General features: G+C 73.6%; 15 protein-coding genes and 1 pseudogene. 3 read left to right on the top strand and 13 right to left on the bottom strand.

What is annotated here, in order from left to right; genetic code table 11:
- Positions 1–6 precede the first annotated feature (6 nt).
- From ACFVQZ_RS17715 to ACFVQZ_RS17690, 6 genes and pseudogenes are all read right to left on the bottom strand, one after another.
- Positions 7–1,017, bottom strand: a complete 1,011-nt coding sequence (locus ACFVQZ_RS17715) for an aldo/keto reductase (protein WP_030495747.1) — start codon at positions 1,015–1,017, stop codon at positions 7–9.
- 728 nt (positions 1,018–1,745) lie between these two features.
- Positions 1,746–2,540: pseudogene (locus tag ACFVQZ_RS17710) on the bottom strand (aldo/keto reductase); the annotation flags it as partial.
- 21 nt (positions 2,541–2,561) lie between these two features.
- Positions 2,562–3,044, bottom strand: a complete 483-nt coding sequence (locus tag ACFVQZ_RS17705) for a heme-binding protein (protein WP_383623876.1) — start codon at positions 3,042–3,044, stop codon at positions 2,562–2,564.
- 288 nt (positions 3,045–3,332) lie between these two features.
- Positions 3,333–3,821, bottom strand: coding sequence for a VOC family protein (locus tag ACFVQZ_RS17700; RefSeq protein ID WP_383623543.1), 489 nt, complete (start codon positions 3,819–3,821; stop codon positions 3,333–3,335).
- 367 nt (positions 3,822–4,188) lie between these two features.
- A complete protein-coding gene (locus tag ACFVQZ_RS17695) occupies positions 4,189–5,238 on the bottom strand; it encodes a medium chain dehydrogenase/reductase family protein (RefSeq protein WP_383623540.1) in 1,050 nt (349 codons plus the stop codon).
- A gap of 143 nt (positions 5,239–5,381) precedes the next feature.
- Positions 5,382–5,945, bottom strand: coding sequence for a TetR/AcrR family transcriptional regulator (locus tag ACFVQZ_RS17690; RefSeq protein ID WP_383623537.1), 564 nt, complete (start codon positions 5,943–5,945; stop codon positions 5,382–5,384).
- A 185-nt stretch (positions 5,946–6,130) separates the two neighbouring features.
- Here ACFVQZ_RS17690 and ACFVQZ_RS17685 point away from each other — a divergent pair, with 185 nt between their 5' ends.
- The 3 genes from ACFVQZ_RS17685 (at position 6,131) to ACFVQZ_RS17675 (ending at position 9,782) form a co-directional block, all read left to right on the top strand.
- A complete protein-coding gene (locus ACFVQZ_RS17685; protein WP_383623534.1) occupies positions 6,131–6,652 on the top strand; it encodes an SRPBCC family protein in 522 nt (173 codons plus the stop codon).
- Positions 6,653–7,019: 367 nt separating this feature from the next.
- Entirely contained in the window at positions 7,020–8,189 is a 1,170-nt protein-coding gene (locus ACFVQZ_RS17680) for a lycopene cyclase family protein (RefSeq protein WP_383623531.1), read from the top strand.
- 33 nt (positions 8,190–8,222) lie between these two features.
- A complete protein-coding gene (locus ACFVQZ_RS17675) occupies positions 8,223–9,782 on the top strand; it encodes an FAD-dependent oxidoreductase (RefSeq protein ID WP_383623528.1) in 1,560 nt (519 codons plus the stop codon).
- A 110-nt stretch (positions 9,783–9,892) separates the two neighbouring features.
- Here the strand turns inward: ACFVQZ_RS17675 and ACFVQZ_RS17670 are convergent, their stop codons facing one another.
- The 7 genes from ACFVQZ_RS17670 to ACFVQZ_RS17640 all read right to left on the bottom strand — a co-directional run bounded on the left by ACFVQZ_RS17670 (position 9,893) and on the right by ACFVQZ_RS17640 (position 18,770).
- Positions 9,893–10,912 (bottom strand): DUF5914 domain-containing protein, encoded by a 1,020-nt coding sequence (locus tag ACFVQZ_RS17670; protein ID WP_383623525.1) that lies wholly within the window; start codon positions 10,910–10,912, stop codon positions 9,893–9,895.
- 1 nt (position 10,913) lies between these two features.
- Positions 10,914–11,930 carry a phytoene/squalene synthase family protein gene (locus ACFVQZ_RS17665; protein WP_383623523.1) on the bottom strand — a complete coding sequence of 339 codons (1,017 nt, stop codon included), beginning with the start codon at positions 11,928–11,930 and terminating at the stop codon, positions 10,914–10,916.
- Positions 11,927–13,465, bottom strand: a complete 1,539-nt coding sequence (gene crtI, locus ACFVQZ_RS17660) for a phytoene desaturase family protein (protein WP_383623520.1) — start codon at positions 13,463–13,465, stop codon at positions 11,927–11,929. Before crtI ends, ACFVQZ_RS17665 begins: the two co-directional genes overlap by 4 nt.
- Complete coding sequence (locus tag ACFVQZ_RS17655) at positions 13,462–14,652, bottom strand: polyprenyl synthetase family protein (protein WP_383623517.1); 1,191 nt, start codon at positions 14,650–14,652, stop codon at positions 13,462–13,464. Before ACFVQZ_RS17655 ends, crtI begins: the two co-directional genes overlap by 4 nt.
- Before the next feature lie 303 nt (positions 14,653–14,955).
- Positions 14,956–16,206: a hypothetical protein gene (locus tag ACFVQZ_RS17650; RefSeq protein WP_383623513.1), complete on the bottom strand. Its 1,251-nt coding sequence runs from the start codon at positions 16,204–16,206 to the stop codon at positions 14,956–14,958.
- Positions 16,207–16,240: 34 nt separating this feature from the next.
- Positions 16,241–17,530 carry an amidohydrolase gene (locus ACFVQZ_RS17645; protein WP_383623510.1) on the bottom strand — a complete coding sequence of 430 codons (1,290 nt, stop codon included), beginning with the start codon at positions 17,528–17,530 and terminating at the stop codon, positions 16,241–16,243.
- The gene (locus tag ACFVQZ_RS17640; protein ID WP_383623507.1) at positions 17,502–18,770 is read right to left on the bottom strand and encodes an MFS transporter; all 1,269 of its coding nucleotides are present in this window, start codon (positions 18,768–18,770) and stop codon (positions 17,502–17,504) included. Before ACFVQZ_RS17640 ends, ACFVQZ_RS17645 begins: the two co-directional genes overlap by 29 nt.
- Positions 18,771–18,833: the final 63 nt, after the last annotated feature.

The following is an 18,833-nucleotide window of genomic DNA, read 5'->3' as shown; positions in this document are numbered from 1 at the left end:
TGGGACTCAGGCGTTGTTCGGGAGCGGGGCGGCCGGGCTGACCAGGCCGGCGGCGCGCAGGTCGGTCCAGAACGCGGCCGGAACGGTCTCGTTCAGGGCGGCGGTGTCCTCGGCGATGCGGCTGGGCCGAGTGGCGCCGGGGATGACGGCGGCGGCGGCCGGGTGGGCGAGGGAGAACTGGAGGGCGGCGGCCTTGATGGAGATGCCGTGCTTGTCCGCCAGGGCCTTCAGCTTGCCGACGCGCTCGACGATCACGGCGGGGGCCTGCTGGTACTCGAAGTGGGTGCCGCCGGCGAGGATGCCGGAGCTGTACGGGCCGCCGACGACCATGTCGACGTTCTGCTCCTGCGCCATGGGGAGCAGGCGGGTGAGGGCGTGCTCGTGGTCGAGGAGGGTGTAGCGGCCGGCGAGGAGGAAGCCGTCGGGCTGCGGCTCGTCGAGGGCGAGGGTCAGTTCGATGGGTTCGGTCTTGTTGACGCCGAGGCCCCACGCCTTGATGACGCCCTCGTCGCGGAGGCGGGACAGGACGCGGAAGGCGCCGGTGCGGGCCTCCTCGAACTTGGCGAGCCAGGCGTCGCCGTGGAAGTCCTGGGCGATGTCGTGGACCCAGACGATGTCGAGGCGGTCGGTGCGCAGGCGCCGCAGGCTGTCCTCGATGGAGCGCTCGGTGGCGTCGGCGGTCCACTCGTGGAGGATCTTGTTCGGGTTGCCGTGCTCGAACAGGCCGCCCTTCTCGCCGAAGTCCGGCACGTCGGTCTCGTGCTCGTCGAGGATCACCCGGCCGACCTTGGTGGACAGGACGTACTCCTCGCGGGGCTTGCCGGCGAGGACCTGGCCGAGCCGTTCCTCGGCGAGGCCGGCGCCGTAGAAGGGCGCGGTGTCGTAGAAGCGGATGCCGTGGTCCCAGGCGGCCTCGACGGTGGCGGCGGCCTCGTCGTCGGGGATGGCGCGGAACATGTTGCCGAGCGGGGCGGTGCCGAAGCCGAGGCGTCCGGGAAGGATGTTCTTGAGCGACATGCGAAGTGCCTTTGCGAGAGGTGGGGGAGGAGGGCCGGAAGGCCGCCGGTGCGCTCACATCTGCGTGCGAACCGCACCTGGCGAGGAGAACAATACTTGCAAGCGCCGACTAATGCAAACGCCTCATATGCGCGTCCGCCCTATGGGGTGCGTCCCTCCGCGCGTGACCCCGCGACGGCTCGGCGCGGACGTCGACCTCAGTACGGGCGGCGGAGGCGGCCGACCGGCCTCGGGAACCCGGGCCGGTCGGCCGCCCCCGGGGCGCGCGCGTGGATGGTTACGCCCCCTGGGACGGCCATCTCGGCGCTTCGGACGACCCGCGCGTCCTGGTGCCGCGTTCACCAGGGCATCGAGCTGCCCTTCCCGCGCCCGGACGACCGACCGCCGTCCCGGACAGGTCAGCGTGGTCGCTCGCACCGGGACCGCGTCCCGGTCGGCGGTCGGCTCGCGGACGAGCGGCCCCGCGATGTCCGGTCGGCGCTTGCCATCACGACCCCGGCGGCTTCATGGGAACCGAGGCGTTCCTTCGCGCTCCGCGGGGCGCCAGTGGGGGTGGGCGACGGGCGCGACCGCCGAGCGGCGGTCGTGGATCCCGTCCGCCCGGGGCGATTGGAACGCCGCTTGACCGGAGAGCCCCGGCATCTGACGCCGGCCCGCGGAGGCCCAGTCCTCAGGATCTCCGCGGGGTCGGCTCTGGTTCGGGCCGGGTCTGTTGAACTGGTCCGGTGCGGTCCGGTGCGCAGGTCGCGGTCCGGCCGGCGATCGCGGCCCTCTCGTCGCCGGTGAAGTCGAAGACGTCGAGGTTCTGCCGGATGCGCTCCGGGTTCACCGACTTGGGGATGATGATGTTGCCGAGCTGCAGGTGCCGGCGCAGGACCACCTGCGCCGGGGACGTGGCGCGCCGGCCCGCGATGGCCGTGACGGCCTCGTCCTTCAGGACGGCGCCCTGGGCGAGCGGACTCTACGCCTCGGCGGCGATGCCCAGTTCGGCGTGCGCGGCGCGCAGTTCCTTCTGCTGCAGGCCGGGGTGCAGTTCGACCTGGTTGACGGCCGGGGCGAGCTCGGCGCCGTCGATCAGCCGCTTCAGGTGGTCGGGCTGGAAGTTGGAGACGCCCGCGGTGCGGACCCGGCCGTCCGCGACGAGCTTCTCGATGCCCTTCCAGGTCTCCCTGTGGCAGGTCACGGGCTGGGGTGGGCCAGTGAATCGGGTACATGTCGACGTAGTCGAGGCCCAGCTTGGCCAGGCTGTCGTCGAAGGCGCGGCGGGCGGCGTCGTAGCCCTGGTCGGCGTTCCACAGCTTGGCCACCATGGCACCCGCCGGCATCCCCACCGTCACCCTGAACAACGGCGTCGAGACCCCCAGCTCGGCTTCGGCGTCTTCCAGGTTCCCGACGGCGGGACCACCGCCGCCGTCTCCTCCGCTCCCGAGGCCGGCTACCGGTCCATCGACGCTGCGGCGATCTACGGCAACGAGGCCGGCGTGGGCAAGGCTCTCGCGTCCTCCGGCATTACCCGTGAGCATCTGTTCATCACCCTGAGTCCGTCACGGAAGACGAACGTGTGGACCATGTCGGTGACCTCGTGGGTCTCGGTGCGGGCGCTCCACTGCAGGAACAGCACGTCGCCGACGAACCGGGGGGCAGGTGCCGTGCGGCGTCCGGGAGTTCGGCGAGCAGTGCGCCGATGCCCCGCTGCACTCCCTCGCGTCCCGCGAGGGTGCCCTCGGGGGGTGAGGAGCACGGCGTCCTCGGTGTGGTTCCGGCTGATCGGTTCGAGGCCGCCGGTGCCGAGCCGGTTGCCGTGGTCGGCGAAGACCCCCTGCGGGGTGCGGCTCATCGCCCCGCTCCGCGAGGGCGTCGACGGCCGCGGCGGCGAAGGAGTGGTCTTGCTCGAGGGTGCCGCCGTCGACGCCGATCGCGCCGACGAGGCGGTCGTCGAGGTGAACGGAGATGCCACCGGCGATGAGGAGGACCGGCCTGTCAAGGGCGGTGTCCGACGCCCTCGCCCGCTGTGCGGGCGCCGCCACCCGACGGAGCGCGCCCGGTAGGAGGGCCTGTTCCTGTTCGTGTGCCGCCCGTGCTCCACTGGCCGGCGCGGCGGCTCCGCCGATGTCTCCGGTGAGGGGCCGTGGCTCCTGAAGGAGGTCCGTCCCCGAGGGGGCCGCTCTGTACGGGGCCTCGCCGAGGCTGCCGAGGGCCGGCGACTCGCGCCCCTCGCCCGCGTGACCGAGGGGCGCGGGCGCACCGTCGGCGGTGTCCACCCCGTGCAGCGGGATCCGGCCTACCCCTGATCTGCCGGAGCCGATCCGGAAGGGTCAGTTGGCGAAGCCGCCCTTGGGTTCGATGATCTCCAGGTTGGTGCCGTCGGGGTCGTTGAAGTAGGCGACCCTCGTGCCGAGTGCCGCCTCCGGGGTGACCTCGCCCGCGACGAACGTGTAGTCGTCGCCCAGGAAGTCGTATCCGGCGTCCTTCATCCGCTGGTACACCGTGTCGAAGTCGTCGACCTTGAAGCAGAGGTGCATGGACCCGGGCCGGTTCGCCCTGCCGTTGGTGCGCTCGCCGACCGGGTCCTCGAACTGGATCAGGTCGATGCCGAGCCCGTCCATGTTGATCGTCGCGTACCTCAGCTTCGCGTTCGGCAGTCCCTGGGTGCGGCCGAAGGGTTCGCTGTCCATCGTTCCCCGCGCGACGGGTTCGCGTCCTGTCAGGGCCGAGTAGAACGCGATCGAGGCGTCCAGGTCGGACACCGAGATCCCTACGTGAGCGCCCCGCGTGAGGTGCATCGGCGTATCGGCGACAGTCATGGGAGTCCTCCCGGGTTCAGGTGGTTGCATCCCGGGCAATTCTTCCGAATCTGGCATGTTTCGCATCTCCCTGGCGGGCGGAACGGCGCCGGTGCGGCGCCCTGCCCGCGGTGCAAGCGAGCGTCAGCATGACATGAGTGCGATTCGGGTAGCGGCGCGAACGAGTGAGGAGCGGGCCGGCGGCTCGCGTGGGGAGCGCGCCGTGCTCGGCGCGGTGTGCAGAAGCTCCCTGTCCGGCGCGCCCCGTTCCGTGCCTGGTGTGACACCGGCCCGCGGTGGCCGTGCCGCGGCGCCGGACGTCCTTCACGTCCAGCGCCGCGGCCGGGCTCCGGAGGCCCTGTTGCGCGGCATCTCGGCCGTCGGCCGTTCAGGCGGTGGGGTCGCCTCCGGGCGCGAGGACGACCTTGCCGACGACGGTGCCGGACTCCGCGTGCCGCAGCGCGGCTGCCGCCTGGTGCAGGGGGTACACGCGGTCGATCTGCGCCTGGATGGTTCCGGCACGCAGCAGTTCGAACACCTCGGTCAGGTCGTCGCGCAGGGCGGCACGGTACGTGCCGGGATTGCGGGCCTTTCCTGCCCACAGGTTGAAGAAGTGGGCGCTGCGCCCGTTGGGCAGGGCGTTCCACAGCGCCAGCCGGGCCACGAGCCGGAGGACCGTGAGGGTGCCGTTTCCCGCCTGGTCGCGGGTCGAGGCGCTGCCGTAGGAGACGAGCGTGCCGCCGGGGGCGAGCATGCGCCAGGAGTCCTTGACGCCCTTGCCGCCGACGTGGTCGAAGACCGCCGCGACCCCGTGCGGGGCCAGCTCCCGTACCCGGGCGGGAACGTCGTCGCGGTAGTCGACGGGCAGTGCCCCCAGCGCGGCGACGGCTTCCTGGTTGCGGGCCGAGGCGGTGCCGATGACGCGCACGCCCCGGGTCCGGGCGAGCTGGACCAGTACGCTGCCGACGCCGCCGTTGGCTCCGTGGACGACGATGGTGTCACCCGGCCGGATGTGCGCCGTGCGGAAGAGCATTCGCCAGGCTGTCGCACCGTTCGTCACGAGCGTCTCGGCCTCCGCGGCGCCGACGCCTTCCGGTACGGGCACGAGGTCGGCGGCGTCCAGCAGCACATGGTCGGCCCAGCTGCCGGTCTTGGTGAGAGCGGCCACCCGCTGGCCCACGGCCGGGCCGGGCTGCCCGCCGTCGGCCGGCGCCCCCAGCTCCTCGACGATGCCGACGAGGTCGTAACCGGGGACGAAGGGGAACTCCGGCATGTCGTAGTACTTGCCGCGACGCATCTGCTGTTCGGCGAAGCTCACGCCACTGGCCTCGACGCGGATCAGGGCCTGGCCGGGGCCCGGCTGGGGGCGTTCCCGCAGGCGGACCTCAAGGCTCTCGGGCTCGCCGATGGCAGGGAGAACGATCTCGGTGATGTGCACAGGTGCTCCTCGATGAGGGGAGGGATCAGGAATAAGGACAAGTGAGGGAGTGGTCAATCACTCACTCTCTGGCCCGGAAGGATGGCCGCCGCTCGGGGCGAGCGGCAGCCGGGCGGCCTGCTGGAGGAGGGGAGCGGGTCGGGTCAGTAGTGGACGATGCCGGAGGTCAGCGTGCGGGTCCACGGAGCGTCCACGGAGGAAGCGTCCAGGGACACGATCAGGTGGCAGAGCATGCCGGCGGCGAAGAACTGCTGGACCTGCTCCTCGCTGCCGCCCGACGCGCCGCGGACGTACTCCACCGTGCGGGCGTACCCGGCGCGCACGGCCTCCCTGATCGCTGGTTCGGAAACGGCCGCCGCCTGGGCGTGCAACTGGACGAGAAGCAGATCGTTGTCGCTGATCAGGCGCGCGTAGGCGTCTCCCATGGAGTCGAGCACCGCCTGCGGCTCGCTGCCGGCGACCTCGGCCGCCCCCCGCTCCAGGGCGGCGCGCACCCGGGTGAAGCAGTGCGCGACGACCGCGGTGAACAGGGCTTCTTTGTTGGGGAAGAGGCGGTAGACGTACGCCTGCGAGATGCCGGCCGCCTTGGCGACCTCCGCGGTCGTCGTGCCGAAATAGCCGCGTGCGGCGAACGCCCCGATGGCGGTGCGCAGCACTGTTTCCCTGCGCTCCTCCGCGGTGGACAGTCGCCGGGGTTCCGTGTTCATGTGAGTACTCAATCACTCACCCATCTGCTCCGTCAAGCGCTGCCCGGCAGAAGCATGCCTGAACAGCAGCTTTGACGCTCAGGTTGGTGAGTGATTGACTACTCACATGGCAAGTCGGGTGGTGCTGCACCGCTCGGCCGTCCGTCTCTCCATGCCCCTTTCTCCGACACCAGCAGGAGACACTCGTGCTTTCCCTTGTTCACGCCGCCTCTGGACTCCTCGCCGCCGCCATCGGCGCCGTCCACGTCGCCCCCCAGCCGGTGACGATCGACGAAACGGCCCCGGTGATCACCCGCGACGCCATCGTCATCCACGCGCCGGCCCATCGCGTCTGGCGTCTCCAGACCGACGTGGAGGGATGGCCGACCTGGCAGCCGGGCGTCAGCTCCGTCGTCAAGAAGACGGAGGGCGCCCTGCGGCCGGGCTCCTCCTGGGTGTGGTCCACGGAGGGGCTGGAGAACATCACCTCGACCGTCCAGCAGGTCGAGCACGGACGTCGCATCGTGTGGGGAGGCCCGGCCGCGGGCATCACCGCCGTCCACGTCTGGACCTTCGAGCCCACCGAGGACGGAGTCGTCGTGCGCACGGAGGAGTCCTGGACCGGCGAGCCGGTCGACGCCCACACCGCGTACCTCCAGGAAGCCCTGGACGCGTCCCTCGACGACTGGCTCCACCACCTCAAGCACCGTGCCGAACAGGGAAGATGACACCGGGCCCTCGACCCGGTGTCCTGCCCGTCATGGCGAACCGCGACAAGCGGCTCGACGGATTTCGGTGCATCCGGGGACGGTGCGAGCGCCGAATGCCGTGCACGGACAGCAGCGAGGAGTAACCAGCACATGCGTCGCATCCCTGCCGCAGGACGAGTCTCCGCCGCGCCTCCGGCGACCGCCACCGTCGCGATGGGCTCGGAGGCACGGGGAGATCCGTCGCTCCCCCTCGGCGACGTCGGTCCTCGGGGGAGCGGCGGCTGGGGTATTGGTGGACTGCCCGGACACGCAGAACGGATCGCCCCCGCCGTTCCGCGGGTGACGACCGGGAACGTGTCCGCGCGACCGAGAGGAGACGGGGTTCATGCGGTGCGATGTGGTCATCATCGGAGCGGGGGCGGCCGGCCTGTCCCTGGCCTGGCGTCTCCTCGCCCCTCCGCCCGGCGCACCCGTTCCCGCCGTCGTCCTGCTCGACCCGCCCCCTGGCCCCCTCCGTCCGCCCCCGCGGACCTGGTGCTACTGGGAGAACGGCCCCGGACCGTACGACGCCTGGCTGACGTCGTCGTGGCGCAGGGTGAGACTGCACGAGGCCGGCGGGCGCTCCTTCCACCGCGACCTGGGCGGGCTGCGCTACAAGATGCTGACGTCCGAGTCGTTCTCCCGGGGACTGCGCCCGCTGCTCCGCGGGCTGCGCCGGATCGAGGCCACCGCCCACGGCGTCGACGACCGGCCCGACCTGGTCACCGTCACCTGCCGGTCCGCCGACGGTGCGGAGTTCCGCGTCCACGCGCGCTGGGCCTTCGACACCCGGCCCCCGGTCCCGGAGCCCGCGGCCCGCGTCCGTCTCGTCCAGCACTTCAAGGGATGGTTCCTGCGCACCGAACAACCCGCCTTCGCGCCGGACGCCGTCGACCTCATGGACTTCCGGACGCCGCAACCACCGCACGGCCTCTCCTTCGGCTACGTGCTGCCGCTCTCCCCGCACGAAGCCCTCGTCGAGTACACGGAGTTCGGCCGGCAGCCCCTGACCGACGGGGAGTACGACGCCGCCCTCCGCCACTACACGGGGTCCGTCCTCCGGCTGGGCCCCTTCGACGTGCGCGCCGTGGAGCGCGGGCGCATCTCGATGACCGATGCCCGCTTCCCCCGGCGGGCGGGCCTGAGCACCTTCCGGCTCGGCGGTGCCGGCGGAGCCGTGCGGCCCTCCACCGGATACGCCTTCGCCGCCATCCAGCGGCAGACGCGCGCCGTCGCCGCCCTCCTGCACGCGGGCCGGGAACCACTGCCTCCCCCCGCCCACCCCCGGCGCGCCCTCGCGATGGACGCCGTCCTCCTGCGCGGCATCGACACCGGAAGGATCTCCGGTCCCGGCGTCTTCACCCGTCTGTTCGCCGAGGTCCCCGTCGACACGCTCCTGCGGTTCCTCGACGGCGGGACGCGCCCGGCGGAGGAGTTCCGCATCGGCCTGCACACCCCCGTCCTCCCCATGCTCCGCACCACGGCGGAACTGCCCTTCCTCTCCCGCCGGCGCTGAACCGGTCCCCCTTCACGAGAGCGAGCCCACGCGATGCGCCCCACCCGCCACGCCCGTGCCCCACGCGGCCGCGACCGCAGAGCGGTCGTCGTGCCCGCCGCGCCGGGGCTCGGCCGGACGCCCGCCGGCCGACGTCCCACCTGCGCCGTCGTCGGCGGCGGGATCGCCGGGATCGCGGCGGCCACGATCCTCGCCGAACGCGGGGTCGACGTCACGCTCTACGAGCGGCAGCCCGTTCTCGGCGGCCGGCTGGCCGGCTGGCCGGACCGGCTGAAGGACGGTTCGGACGTGACGATGAGCCGCGGATTCCATGCCTTCTTCCGGCAGTACTACAACCTGCGCGGACTGCTGCGCAGGATCGACCCCTCCCTGGAGCGGCTGACCGGCCTGCCCGACTACCCCCTGCGGCACGGCTCCGGCCTCCAGGACAGTTTCGCGCGGGTGCCGCGCACACCGCCCTGGAGCGCCCTCGGTTTCGTGGCCCTCAGCCCGAGCTTCGGCTGGCGCGACCTCGCCCGGATGAACGCCCCCGCCGCGCTCCCCCTGCTCGACGTACGCGTCTCCGACGTCTACCGGCGGTACGACGACGTCAGCGCGCGGGACTTCCTCGACGACATCCGGTTCCCGCCCGCCGCCCAGCACCTCGCCTTCGAGGTCTTCTCCCGCAGCTTCTTCGCCGACCCCGGGGAACTGTCCGCCGCGGAGCTGGTGCTGATGTTCCACATCTACTTCCTCGGCTCGTCCGAGGGATTGCTCTTCGACGTGCCCAACGAGCCCTACCCGCAGGCCCTGTGGGACCCCCTCGCCTCCTACCTGCGCGGCCACGGGGTCCGCATCCTGACCGACACCGCCGTCCAGGAGATCGTCCCCGCGCGGGAAGGCGGGCACACGCTCCTCTCCACCGACGGCTCCCGGCACGCCGACGCCCTCGTGCTCGCGGCCGACACCACGGGGCTCCAGGGCATCGTCGCCGCGTCCCCGGCCCTCTGCGACGCACCCTGGCGCGCCCGGATCGGCGCGCTCCGCACCGCGCCGCCCTTCCTCGTGTCCCGTCTGTGGCTCGACCGTCCCGTGCGCCCGGAGCGCCCCGGCTTCCTCGGGACCAGCGGATACGGCCCGCTCGACAACATCAGCGTGCTCGACCGCTGGGAAGGCGAAGCCGCTCGCTGGGCCGCCCGCACCGGCGGCTCGGTCGTCGAACTGCACGCCTACGCGGTCGATCCGTCGACGGACCCCCGCGAGCTCTCCCGCGAACTGGTGGCGCGGCTGCACCGCGCCTGGCCGGAGACCCGTGCCGCGAACGTGGTCGACGAGCGGCACGAATTCCGCTCCGACTGCCCGCTCTTCGAGGTGGGCGGCCACCGGAACCGCCCCACCGTCCACACCTCCGACCCGACGGTCACCGTCGCCGGAGACCTCGTCCGCACCGAACACCCCGTGGCCCTCATGGAGCGGGCGGCCACCACGGGCTTCCTCGCGGCCAACGCCCATCTCCACCGGTGGGGCCTGCGCGGCCAGACGCTGTGGACCGTCCCCACCGCCGGGCGCTCCGCCGCACTGAGGCTCCTCGCCCGCGCGGCCTCCACCCCCTGACACGCGACGACCGCGCACGGCCCGGGCCGTGCCCTCGCGGGTGGTCGCCGTGCGCGCCGCGCCCGGCGACCACCGAGAAACCGGAGCCCGGCAACCGCCGAGGAAGCGCCCTAGCCCGGGAACCGGCCCGTGCTCCGGAGCCGCCAGCGGCGCTCCGCGTACGCCAGGTCGTCGCGCCACAGCCGTCCCGCCGCGGACCGCATCGCGGGCCGCAGCAGGGGCGCCAGGGCCCTGACCGCACCGAAGTACGGACGGTCGGACGTCGCCAGGACGGCCTCGACCACGGCCGTGCGCGGCCGGCCGGACCCGGCCGGGGTCAGCGGCGTGGCGTGCGTCTCGACCACCGAGCCGACGCCCTCGCCCTCCGTGATCCGCATGGTGACCGTACGGGGTTCCGGCGCCGTGAAGGCGGCCGTCACCGGCACCACGGCGCGGCCCACCACCTTGAACGACACCCGCACGACGAGGGCGTCGTCGGCTCCGGCGGCGTCGTCCGCCGGAGCCGACAGCACCTCCAGGTCGACGAAGGAGTACGGGTGGAGCCAGGCGCCGTGCCAGGGATCGAGCCGGTTGGCGACGACGTCCTCGGGTTCGCAGCCGCCGACGCCGGTGTAGACGGCGGCGATCGCCGCCCCGCCCGGCGGCCGGGGCGGCACCACCGGGCGCGCCGTCGGCTCCTCGCCCCCCACGCGATCCAGCCGCACCCACACGAGGACGCCGTCGTCGTGGACCGGCCACGGCTCCCAGCCCGCGAACGGGGAGCCGTCCAGAGCCAGACCGTGCCACCGGCAGATCAGCGTCCCGCACCGGACCACGCCGTCCTTCAGAGCGGCGCCGAGGTGCGGGCAGACACCGGAGCCCGCGCGCACCTCGCCCCCGGCGTCGCGCCAGAGGACCACCTCGGTGCCCGCCACGGTCCGGCCCGCGGGACGATCCGACCGGATGTCCGCGCTCGCCCCCACGACGTACCAGTTGCCCGACGGCCGGGACACCGCCCGCTTCAGCCCGGCGGCGATCGCCGCCGGACGCGCCTGCCGCCACGTGGACCGCTGGCTCTCCCAGCGCACCGCGTCGCGCCGGAAGCTCAGCGGCACGCGACCGCGGTCGCCGCGCCCGTGTCGTTCCGTCACCTCAGGTCCTCTCCGGCGCGTTCGCGCCCTCTCGGCCCCGGAGACCCCGCGCCCCCGGCGCACCCCCGCCCACGACGGGAGATCCGGTCCCCTGGCGGGCCCGCGCGGCCAAGGCCCTCATGAGGCCGGGCAGCGCGATCGACACCCGTCGGCGCGCGCCGACCACGGCCCGCCGGTGCACCACCGGATACCCCTCTCTCTCGATCACCGCGAGGATGTCCCGGTACAGGACGAACGCCGTGCGCACGCACGGCGCGGACACCGGATCCAGCAGATCGATCCCCGGCTCGGCGTCCCGGTAGACGTCACGGGTGAGCGACACGGCCGTCCGCAGCGCCTCCGTGATCCGGCGGTCGTGGAGTCCGGTCCGTCTGCTCCACCGCAACAGCTCCCCGTCGACCCCGGACGCCGCCAGCAGGTCGGCCGGCAGGTACACCCGGCCCCGGTCCAGGTCCTCCCCGACGTCGCGGAGGAAGTTCGTCAGCTGGAAGGCGATCCCCAGCGCCGCCGCGTAGGGTTCGGCTTCCTCCCTCGGCACGACGGTCCCGAGGACGGGCACCATCTGCAGCCCGATGACCGCGGCCGACCCGTGCATGTACGCGCGCAGCTCGGCGTAGGTCGCGTACTCCTTCACGTACAGGTCGCTGCGCATGGAGACGAGGAAGTCGTCGAAGTGCCCCGCGTGGATCCCGAGGCGCTCACGCGTGTGCGCCGCCGCGGTCACGGTGGGGTCCGCCACCTCCTGGCCGCGGAGCGCCCGGCGCCACTCGGCCTCCAGGACGTCCAGCGCCGCCGCGCGCTCCTCCGCCGACGCGGAGCCGTTCTCGTCCACGATGTCGTCCGCGCGCCGGGCGAAACCGTACAGGGCGTGGACCGCGCTCCTGCGGTCGAGCGGCAGCAGCCGCGTCGCGAGGAAGTACGTCCGCCCGTGCCGCGCGTTCAGCCGCCGGCACTCGGCGTAGGCGGCCCGCAGCGCGGGGTCGTGCGCCCCGGCCGCGTCCAGTTCACGAGAGGTCACGAGACCTCCCGCCGGCCGCCCGCGACGGCGGGCACCGCACGCCGCCGCGCTCCGGGTGCCGCTCCCGTGATGCGGTGGGCGGCCAGCCTCCCCGAGACCAGCACGGGCGGCACGCCGACGCCGGGCGTGGTGCCGCAGCCCGCGAGGACCACGTTCTCCGTGCCCCGCACCAGGTTGCGCGGGCGGAACGGCCCCGTCTGGGCGAAGGTGTGCGCGACCGAGAAGGGAGTGCCCGCGCTGTGCCCCACGGCCGCCCAGTCGGCCGGCGTCACCAGGCACTCGGCGTCGATCGCGTCGCCGAAGCCGTCCAGCCCGCGCCGCTCCAGCTCACGGACGAGGGAATCCCGGTACGCGGGGCCGAGCTCACCCCAGTGCAGGGCGCCCGGCCCGATGTCGGTGTTCGGACACGGCGCCAGCACATAGTGGAGGTGCCGGCCGGGCGGCGCCAGCGACGGGTCCGTGGCCGTGGGCCGGGTGACGAGGAGCGACGGATCCGTCATCAGCTCCCCGGTACGGGTCAGCTCGTCGAACGTGCGCGCCCACGCCCTCCCGAAGAGGAGCGTGTGATGGGCGAGGACCGGCCAGGTGCGGTCCGTCCCCGCGTGCAGGATCACGGCGCTGGGGGAGTGCCGCGTCCGTACCGCCCGCCGCGGCGCCCGCCCCAGGAGCCGGTAGGCGTGGGGCAGCTCTGTGGTCAGCACCACCGCGTCGCACGGGATCCGCCCGTGTTCCGTCAGCACGCCGGTCACCCGCGGCCCCGACCGTTCGAGCGCCTCGACCCGTTCCCCGAACCGGAGGCCGGCCCCGGCCCGCCGGGCGGCCTCGGCCATCGCCACCGGCACCGTGTGCATCCCGCCGCGGGGGAAGTACACGCCGGCGACGGTGTCCATGTACGCGATCACCGCGTACGCCGCCATCGCCCGCGACGGCGGCACGCCCGCGTACAGGGCCTGGAACGAGAAGACCCGCCGCAGGCGCTCGTCCTTCAGGAAGGACCCGATCGCGCGGTCCAGGCGTCCCAGCCCGCCCAGCGCCGCGAGCCGGGCCAGATCCGGATGGAGCAGCTGCGCCGGAGAATCGAAGTTCGCGCCGATGAACCGGTGCTCCTGCACGGCGTACAGCCGGGCCAGCCAGGAGCGCAGCCGGAGATAGCCGTCGGCCTCCCGGGCCCCGGCGAAGCGCTCCACCTCGGCCGCCATCGCCTCGGCCTCCGTATGGACGTCGACGCCGCTCCCGTCGTGGAACAGCGCCCGGTACGCCGGGTGGAGCGGTACGAGGTCGACCCGCTCGCGCAGCGAGTCCCCGACGGCCGCGAACGCCTCGTCGAGGAGGTCGGGCATCGTGAGGACGGTCGGCCCCGTGTCCACCCGGAACCCGCCGAGGTCCAGCCGCCCGGCCCGCCCGCCGGGCCCGGGGTCGCGCTCGACGACGGTCACCTTCCGTCCGGCGCCCAGCAGATGGAGCGCCGCCGACAGACCGGCGAACCCCGCGCCCACCACGACGACGTGATCCGTCGCCCCCGGAACCCTCTTCACCGCACCCCTCCCGTCACCGCGGCCGACGACCGGTGCGCCGCTTCCCTCAGGCCCGGTCCCCCCGCACCGGCACGCCGGGCCGAGGCGACCCCCGCCGGTGTCCGGCCGCAGGCGTCCAGGAGGAGCCGCTCCAGCCGCTCGGCGGGCCCGGCCACCAGATCGGTCCGCCGCAGGGCGTCGACGGCACGCGCGCACAGACCGTCCACCCGCGCGGTGACGTGCGCGCGGGCCCCGTGCCCGTCGAGCAGATCCCGTACGCGGCGCCGATCGGCGTCCGTCGCCGTGGGGGAGCCGACGACCGTGTCCAGCAGCCGGAGCCCCGCGGTGTCGCCGCGGCGGACGCACAGCGCCCGTCCCACGGCCATGAGGTACGTCGCCTTGCCCTCGCGCAGGTCCTCGCCGACCGGTTTTCCGGTACGCGCCGGGTCGCCGAAGACCCCTTGCAGGTCGTTCTCCAGCTGGAAGGCGATCCCGGCGCACAGGCCGGCCCGCCGCAGCGACCGGACGGTCCCCTCCCCGGCCCCCGCGAGCCGCGCCCCCAGGAGCAGCGGATGCACCGCCGAGTAGCACGCCGTCTTCAGGACCGCGGTCCGCAGGGCGAGCCCGGCCGAGCCCGCGCCGGTCACCTGCGCGTGCAGGTCCAGATACTGCCCCGCGACCATCTCCGTCCGCATCGCCCGCCACTGCGCGCCGAGCCCGGCCGAGTGCGGGGTCCTCAGCAGGGCCTCCGCGAACAGGTCGTCCGCCCAGGCCAGGGCCAGATCTCCGGCGAGCACGGCGGCCGACCTGCCGAAGCCCGCCACAGGGCCGGCGCGCCCCTCCGTCCCGTACTGGTGGTCGAGCGCCACATGGACGGCGGGCTCACCCCGGCGCGTCCCGGAATCGTCCATGACGTCGTCATGGATCAGCGCGCACGTCTGGACGAGCTCGACGGCCGCGGCGGCGCGCAGCGTGGCCGCGGCCTCGTCCTCCTCCCCGCCGACCGCGCGCATGGCCCACCACAGCAGGCCGGCCCTGCGGCGGTGGCCGCCGGCCGTGAAGGCGGCCACGCGCCGGGCGATGTCCGCGGCGAAGGTCCCGTCGATGGCCAGGGCTTCGTCGAGGCGTTGTCGGAAGAGGTCGTGGAGGAAACTGTCCAGCGCCGCGGTGACGTCGCGGTCGACGGTGTGCGGCTCGATCGTCTGCATGTGGATTCCCTTGCTGCCGGGCGTCTGGCAGGGCGGTGCGTGAGGGGCTTCGTTCCCTCAGTGCCCCGCGGATGCAGCGGTGTGGCAGGGATTGGGCCGTATGGTCCTGCTCGTGTCGCAGTCCTACGCCCTCAAGCCGTCCGCCGGCCCGCGCGCCGCCTCGGCCCGCGGCGTACGCACTCCTGCCGTCGATCCGCCCGACGCCCATCGGGGAGGACCGGGTGCCGCAGGCGCTTCGACAGGTACAGCTGCGGGGTGCCCCCGGTTGCACGGCTGCGTCACGGAGCGGAAGGACGGTCGAGTTCAGGGCGTCGGACAGGCAGCGGGGCCGGAAGCGGTGAGCGCCGTGAGGCCGCAGTACGTCGCCTCCGGGTAGTAGGCACCCATCGTCTCCGCCGTGCGGGCGGGGTCGCTGCCGGCCGGTACCCGCTGGATCGCTTCGGCGAAGCCGGGGGAGGCGAGCATGTTCCGCAGGATCAGCAGGTGTCTGGCCGTCGGCGTCTTCGCGGAGAGCGGCAGGAAGGTGACGCCCGGGATCCCCTCGATCGCCGCGCGCTGCTCCTCGGTGCCGATAACGTAGGTGTACGTGCCGTCGGTGGCGAGCCGGGTGTCGAAGTCGGCCCGGCACCCGGGCTCCACCGTGCCGTCGGGGCGCGGGTTGGCCACCACCTCGCCGGGACCGAACCACAGGTTGTTGCACATCGACCAGTACCTGACCTGGGCGTTCGGGTCGGGCCAGGGCTGCGCGCCGCGATGCGCGGTCGCGGTGGGGGCCTTGCCCCGGACCAGCAGGACCTGCCCGGCGGGCGGGGCGTCGAAGCCGGCGGCGACGTACGCGTTGTCGGGGAGGGGGTACAGACCGGAGCCCGGCAGCCTGGCGAAGAGCGGCCGCGCCGGGGAGGCGGCCGGGGCCGCCGCGGCCCCCCGCGTGGTGCCCGGGCCTGCCGGGGCGGGTGTCGCGGCGGCGTTCTGCGCGTCGGCGCAGGCCGCGACGCGGGTGCTCCGGCCGTCGCGGTGGAAGGTGACCTTCGGCAGCCGGACCTCTCCCTCGGGCAGGTAGACCCGGTAGATGACCGTGCCCGCGGCGCCCTCGGGGGCCTGTGCGGGCGAGAGCGGCAGGACGTTGGGCCGGCGGGTGGGTTCGTCCGTGACGGTGACCGTGTACTTTCCGCCGGCGCGGGAGGGTTCCTCGAAGGGGTTGTCGCTGCCCCGGTCGGGCGCGATCCCGTGGTCGGCCAGCACGGAGGCGGAGCCGTCGGGGCCCGTGAAGCTGTCGTGCCGGGCGTCGTACGACGTGAACGACGCGTAGCGGGCGTCCGGGTAGCGGCCTTCGAGCGTGATGGCGAGGCCGTCCTGCTTGGTGTAGTGCAGCAGCCAGTACTGGGTGTGGGTGTCGGGGTAGGCGACGTTCGAGGTGCGGTACCCCAGCGGCTGCCAGGCGCAGGCGGGGGTGGCCGGTTCCTGGGGACGGGCCTGCGCGGCGGCGCCGGGCGCGGTCGCCGACAGGGCGAGGGCGAGGGCGGCGGCAAGCAGAAGCGGTTTCCCGTACCTCATGAGTTCTTCCTTTCGTCGTGTCCTGGGGTGGGGTTCAGGCCGCATGCGGCCCCTCCGTGCCGCTGCCGCCGCCCAGCCACGCGGCGGAGGCGGCGAGCAGATGACGCACCCCGGCGGCGACGGCATGGCGGTCGGACGGCGCGTAGCGGGGCGAGTGGGGCATGACGGTGCCCGGGGGAAGCGCGCCGCGCTCCAGGGCGGCGACGGCCTCGTCGTCGAAGGTCTCCGGATCGGCGCCGCCGAAGTGGTACATGACGGACGGGCAGCCGGCCGCGGTCCCGAAGCGGCCGAAGTCCTCGCTGGCCGCCAGGGGAACGGGCAGCACACGGCCCAGGGCGCCCCCGTCGGTCAGGGCCCGCAGCGCGCGGTCGGTGGCCTCCGGGTCGTTGACCGTCGCCGGGAAGGAGTCGTAGGTCCGCACGTCCGGCATCCGTTCGGCGCCCTGGGCCGCCGCCTCGGCGGCGACGACCCGGCGCAGGTCGTCCAGTACGCCGTCGCGGGTCCGCTCGTCGAACGTCCGGAGGCTGCACAGGAGTTCGGCGGTGTGCGGGATGACGTTGGCGACCGTGCCCGAGTGCAGCGCGCCCACGGTGAGCAGCGGAGAGGGGGTCAGCGGGGCGAGCCGGGCCGACACCGTCTGGAGGCGCATGACCACGGCCGCCGCCATGACGAGCGGGTCGACCGCGAGGTGCGGGGCGGAGGCGTGCGCGCCCGCTCCGTACAGCGTGACGCGGACGCTGTCCGCGGCGGCCATGAGCACGCCCGGCCGGGTGATCACCAGGCCGGCGGGGAGCGGGCCCACGTGCTGGCCCAGGACCACCTCGGGGCGCGGGAGCCGGTCGAGGACGCCGTCGTCCAGCATGGCCTGTGCGCCGCGGCCCACCTCCTCGGCGGGCTGGAAGACGGCGACCACGGTGCCCCGCCAGGCGTCGGGACGGCCGGCGAGCTGCCGGCAGGCGCCCAGCAGGGCGGCCACGTGGACGTCGTGGCCGCAGGCGTGCATGAGACCCGGCGACGCGGAGGCATAGGGCAGGCCGGTCTCCTCGTGCACGGGCAGGGCGTCCATGTCCGCCCGGAGCCAGACCACCGGCCCCGCCCCGTTGCGCAGGACGGCCGCCACACCGGTGCCGCCGATCCCGGTCGTGACCTCCCAGCCGCCGATGCCGGCCAGTTCCTCGGCGACCACCGCGGCGGTGCGGTGCTCCTCGAAGGCGGGTTCCGGGTGGGCGTGCAGGTCGCGGTAGACCTGCTCCCAGTGGGGGAGGCGGGCCGTGAGGTCCTCGGTGAGGGAGTTCTCAGACGGAGGGGGGAGCTGTGGACGCATCGCTGTCGATCTCCTCTTTCGTCGTACGGTCGTGGACCGGAAGGGCGTGAAGGCGGGCCAGGAAGCTCTGCGAGGTCTGCGGGAGGCAGAGGACGGCCGTGATCGCGAGCAGGGGCCCGAGGAGCAGAGACCAGAAGGCGACGCGGTAGGAGAAGGCGTCGACGACGTGGCCGAAGAGGACCGGCGTCACGATCCCGGCGAACTGGCCGCCGAAGAGGATGACCCCGGCCGCCGCGCCCGTCAGCCCCGGCGGCAGACTGCGCAGGGGAACCGAGAAGCACGGCATGTAGCACAGGCCCATCGCCGCGCTGGTGAGCGTGGCCACGACCACGAACCAGGTCAGCGAGGAGGTGAGCGGGAGCACGACGATCAGTACGGCCGCCGCCGTCATGGCCGGCACGACGATGCGCCGCGGCCGGCCCTCGAACCGATCGGAGAGACGACCGCCGACGACGGCGGTGACCGCCGCGAGCAGCGTCGGCCCCAGCGCGACCAGTCCCGCGTCGGCCACCTCCAGGCCGCGTTCGTCCATCAGGTAGGAGGCGCTCCAGCTGTTGAGTCCCCAGACCACGATGTCGTACGCGAAGAACATCACCGCGAAACCCCAGATGACCGGGGACCTCAGCAGCGCCGACGGGCCGTGCCCGGTGCGCCGCAGGACGGGGCCCGTCTTCTCGGCGGGCAGGGGAGCGGGCATGAGGCGCCGGATCGCGACCACCACCACGAGCCCCAGGACCGAGACGGCGACGAACATCACCCGCCAGTCCCAGTGCGCCAGCAGCAACGCGCCGAGCACGGCGGCCAGCAGGCCGCCGATCGCGTTGGAGCTCTGGATCCAGCCGTTGGCCGTCAGGCGCTGCTCGGGGACGCTGCGGCGGCTGAGCGTGTCGATCGCGGCGGCCGGGAACAGGCCCTGGGCCACGCCGAACAGGCCGCGGAAGACCAGCAGGGCGGTGAACGACCAGGCGATCGCCGTGAGGCCGGTGAACAGCGACCACAGGACCAGCGCCACGCAGACCATCCGGACCCCGCCGAAGCGGTGGGCGAGGAAGCCGGCGGGGATCTGGGTGAGCGCGTAGGTGAGGAAGAACGCGGAGATGATCATGCCGCGTTCGCCGTGCGTCAGGTCGAACGTGTCCCCGATGAACGGGAGGGCCAGATTGATGACCTGTCGGTCGATGTAGTCGACGGCCCAGGCGACGAAGAGCAGGACGGCGGTCGTCCGGGTGGTTCTCAGCACAGGGGGGTCCTCCTGCCCGGCTGGATGACGCTTGGCGGACACCCTGCACCGCGCCCCGGTCGC

The sequence above is a fragment of the Streptomyces sp. NPDC057854 genome, from assembly GCF_042797055.1.
In the GTDB taxonomy this organism is placed as follows: domain Bacteria; phylum Actinomycetota; class Actinomycetes; order Streptomycetales; family Streptomycetaceae; genus Streptomyces.
This window is presented reverse-complemented; position numbering and strand designations above follow the sequence as displayed.

Coding starts and splice junctions, on each gene's coding strand:
- ACFVQZ_RS17715 (WP_030495747.1), bottom strand. CDS start 1,017: ATGTCGCTCAAGAACATCCTTCCCGGACGCCTCGGCTTCGGCACCGCC.
- ACFVQZ_RS17700 (WP_383623543.1), bottom strand. CDS start 3,821: ATGACTGTCGCCGATACGCCGATGCACCTCACGCGGGGCGCTCACGTA.
- ACFVQZ_RS17690 (WP_383623537.1), bottom strand. CDS start 5,945: ATGAACACGGAACCCCGGCGACTGTCCACCGCGGAGGAGCGCAGGGAA.
- ACFVQZ_RS17680 (WP_383623531.1), top strand. CDS start 7,020: ATGCGGTGCGATGTGGTCATCATCGGAGCGGGGGCGGCCGGCCTGTCC.
- ACFVQZ_RS17675 (WP_383623528.1), top strand. CDS start 8,223: ATGCGCCCCACCCGCCACGCCCGTGCCCCACGCGGCCGCGACCGCAGA.
- ACFVQZ_RS17655 (WP_383623517.1), bottom strand. CDS start 14,652: ATGCAGACGATCGAGCCGCACACCGTCGACCGCGACGTCACCGCGGCG.
- ACFVQZ_RS17650 (WP_383623513.1), bottom strand. CDS start 16,206: ATGAGGTACGGGAAACCGCTTCTGCTTGCCGCCGCCCTCGCCCTCGCC.
- ACFVQZ_RS17645 (WP_383623510.1), bottom strand. CDS start 17,530: ATGCGTCCACAGCTCCCCCCTCCGTCTGAGAACTCCCTCACCGAGGAC.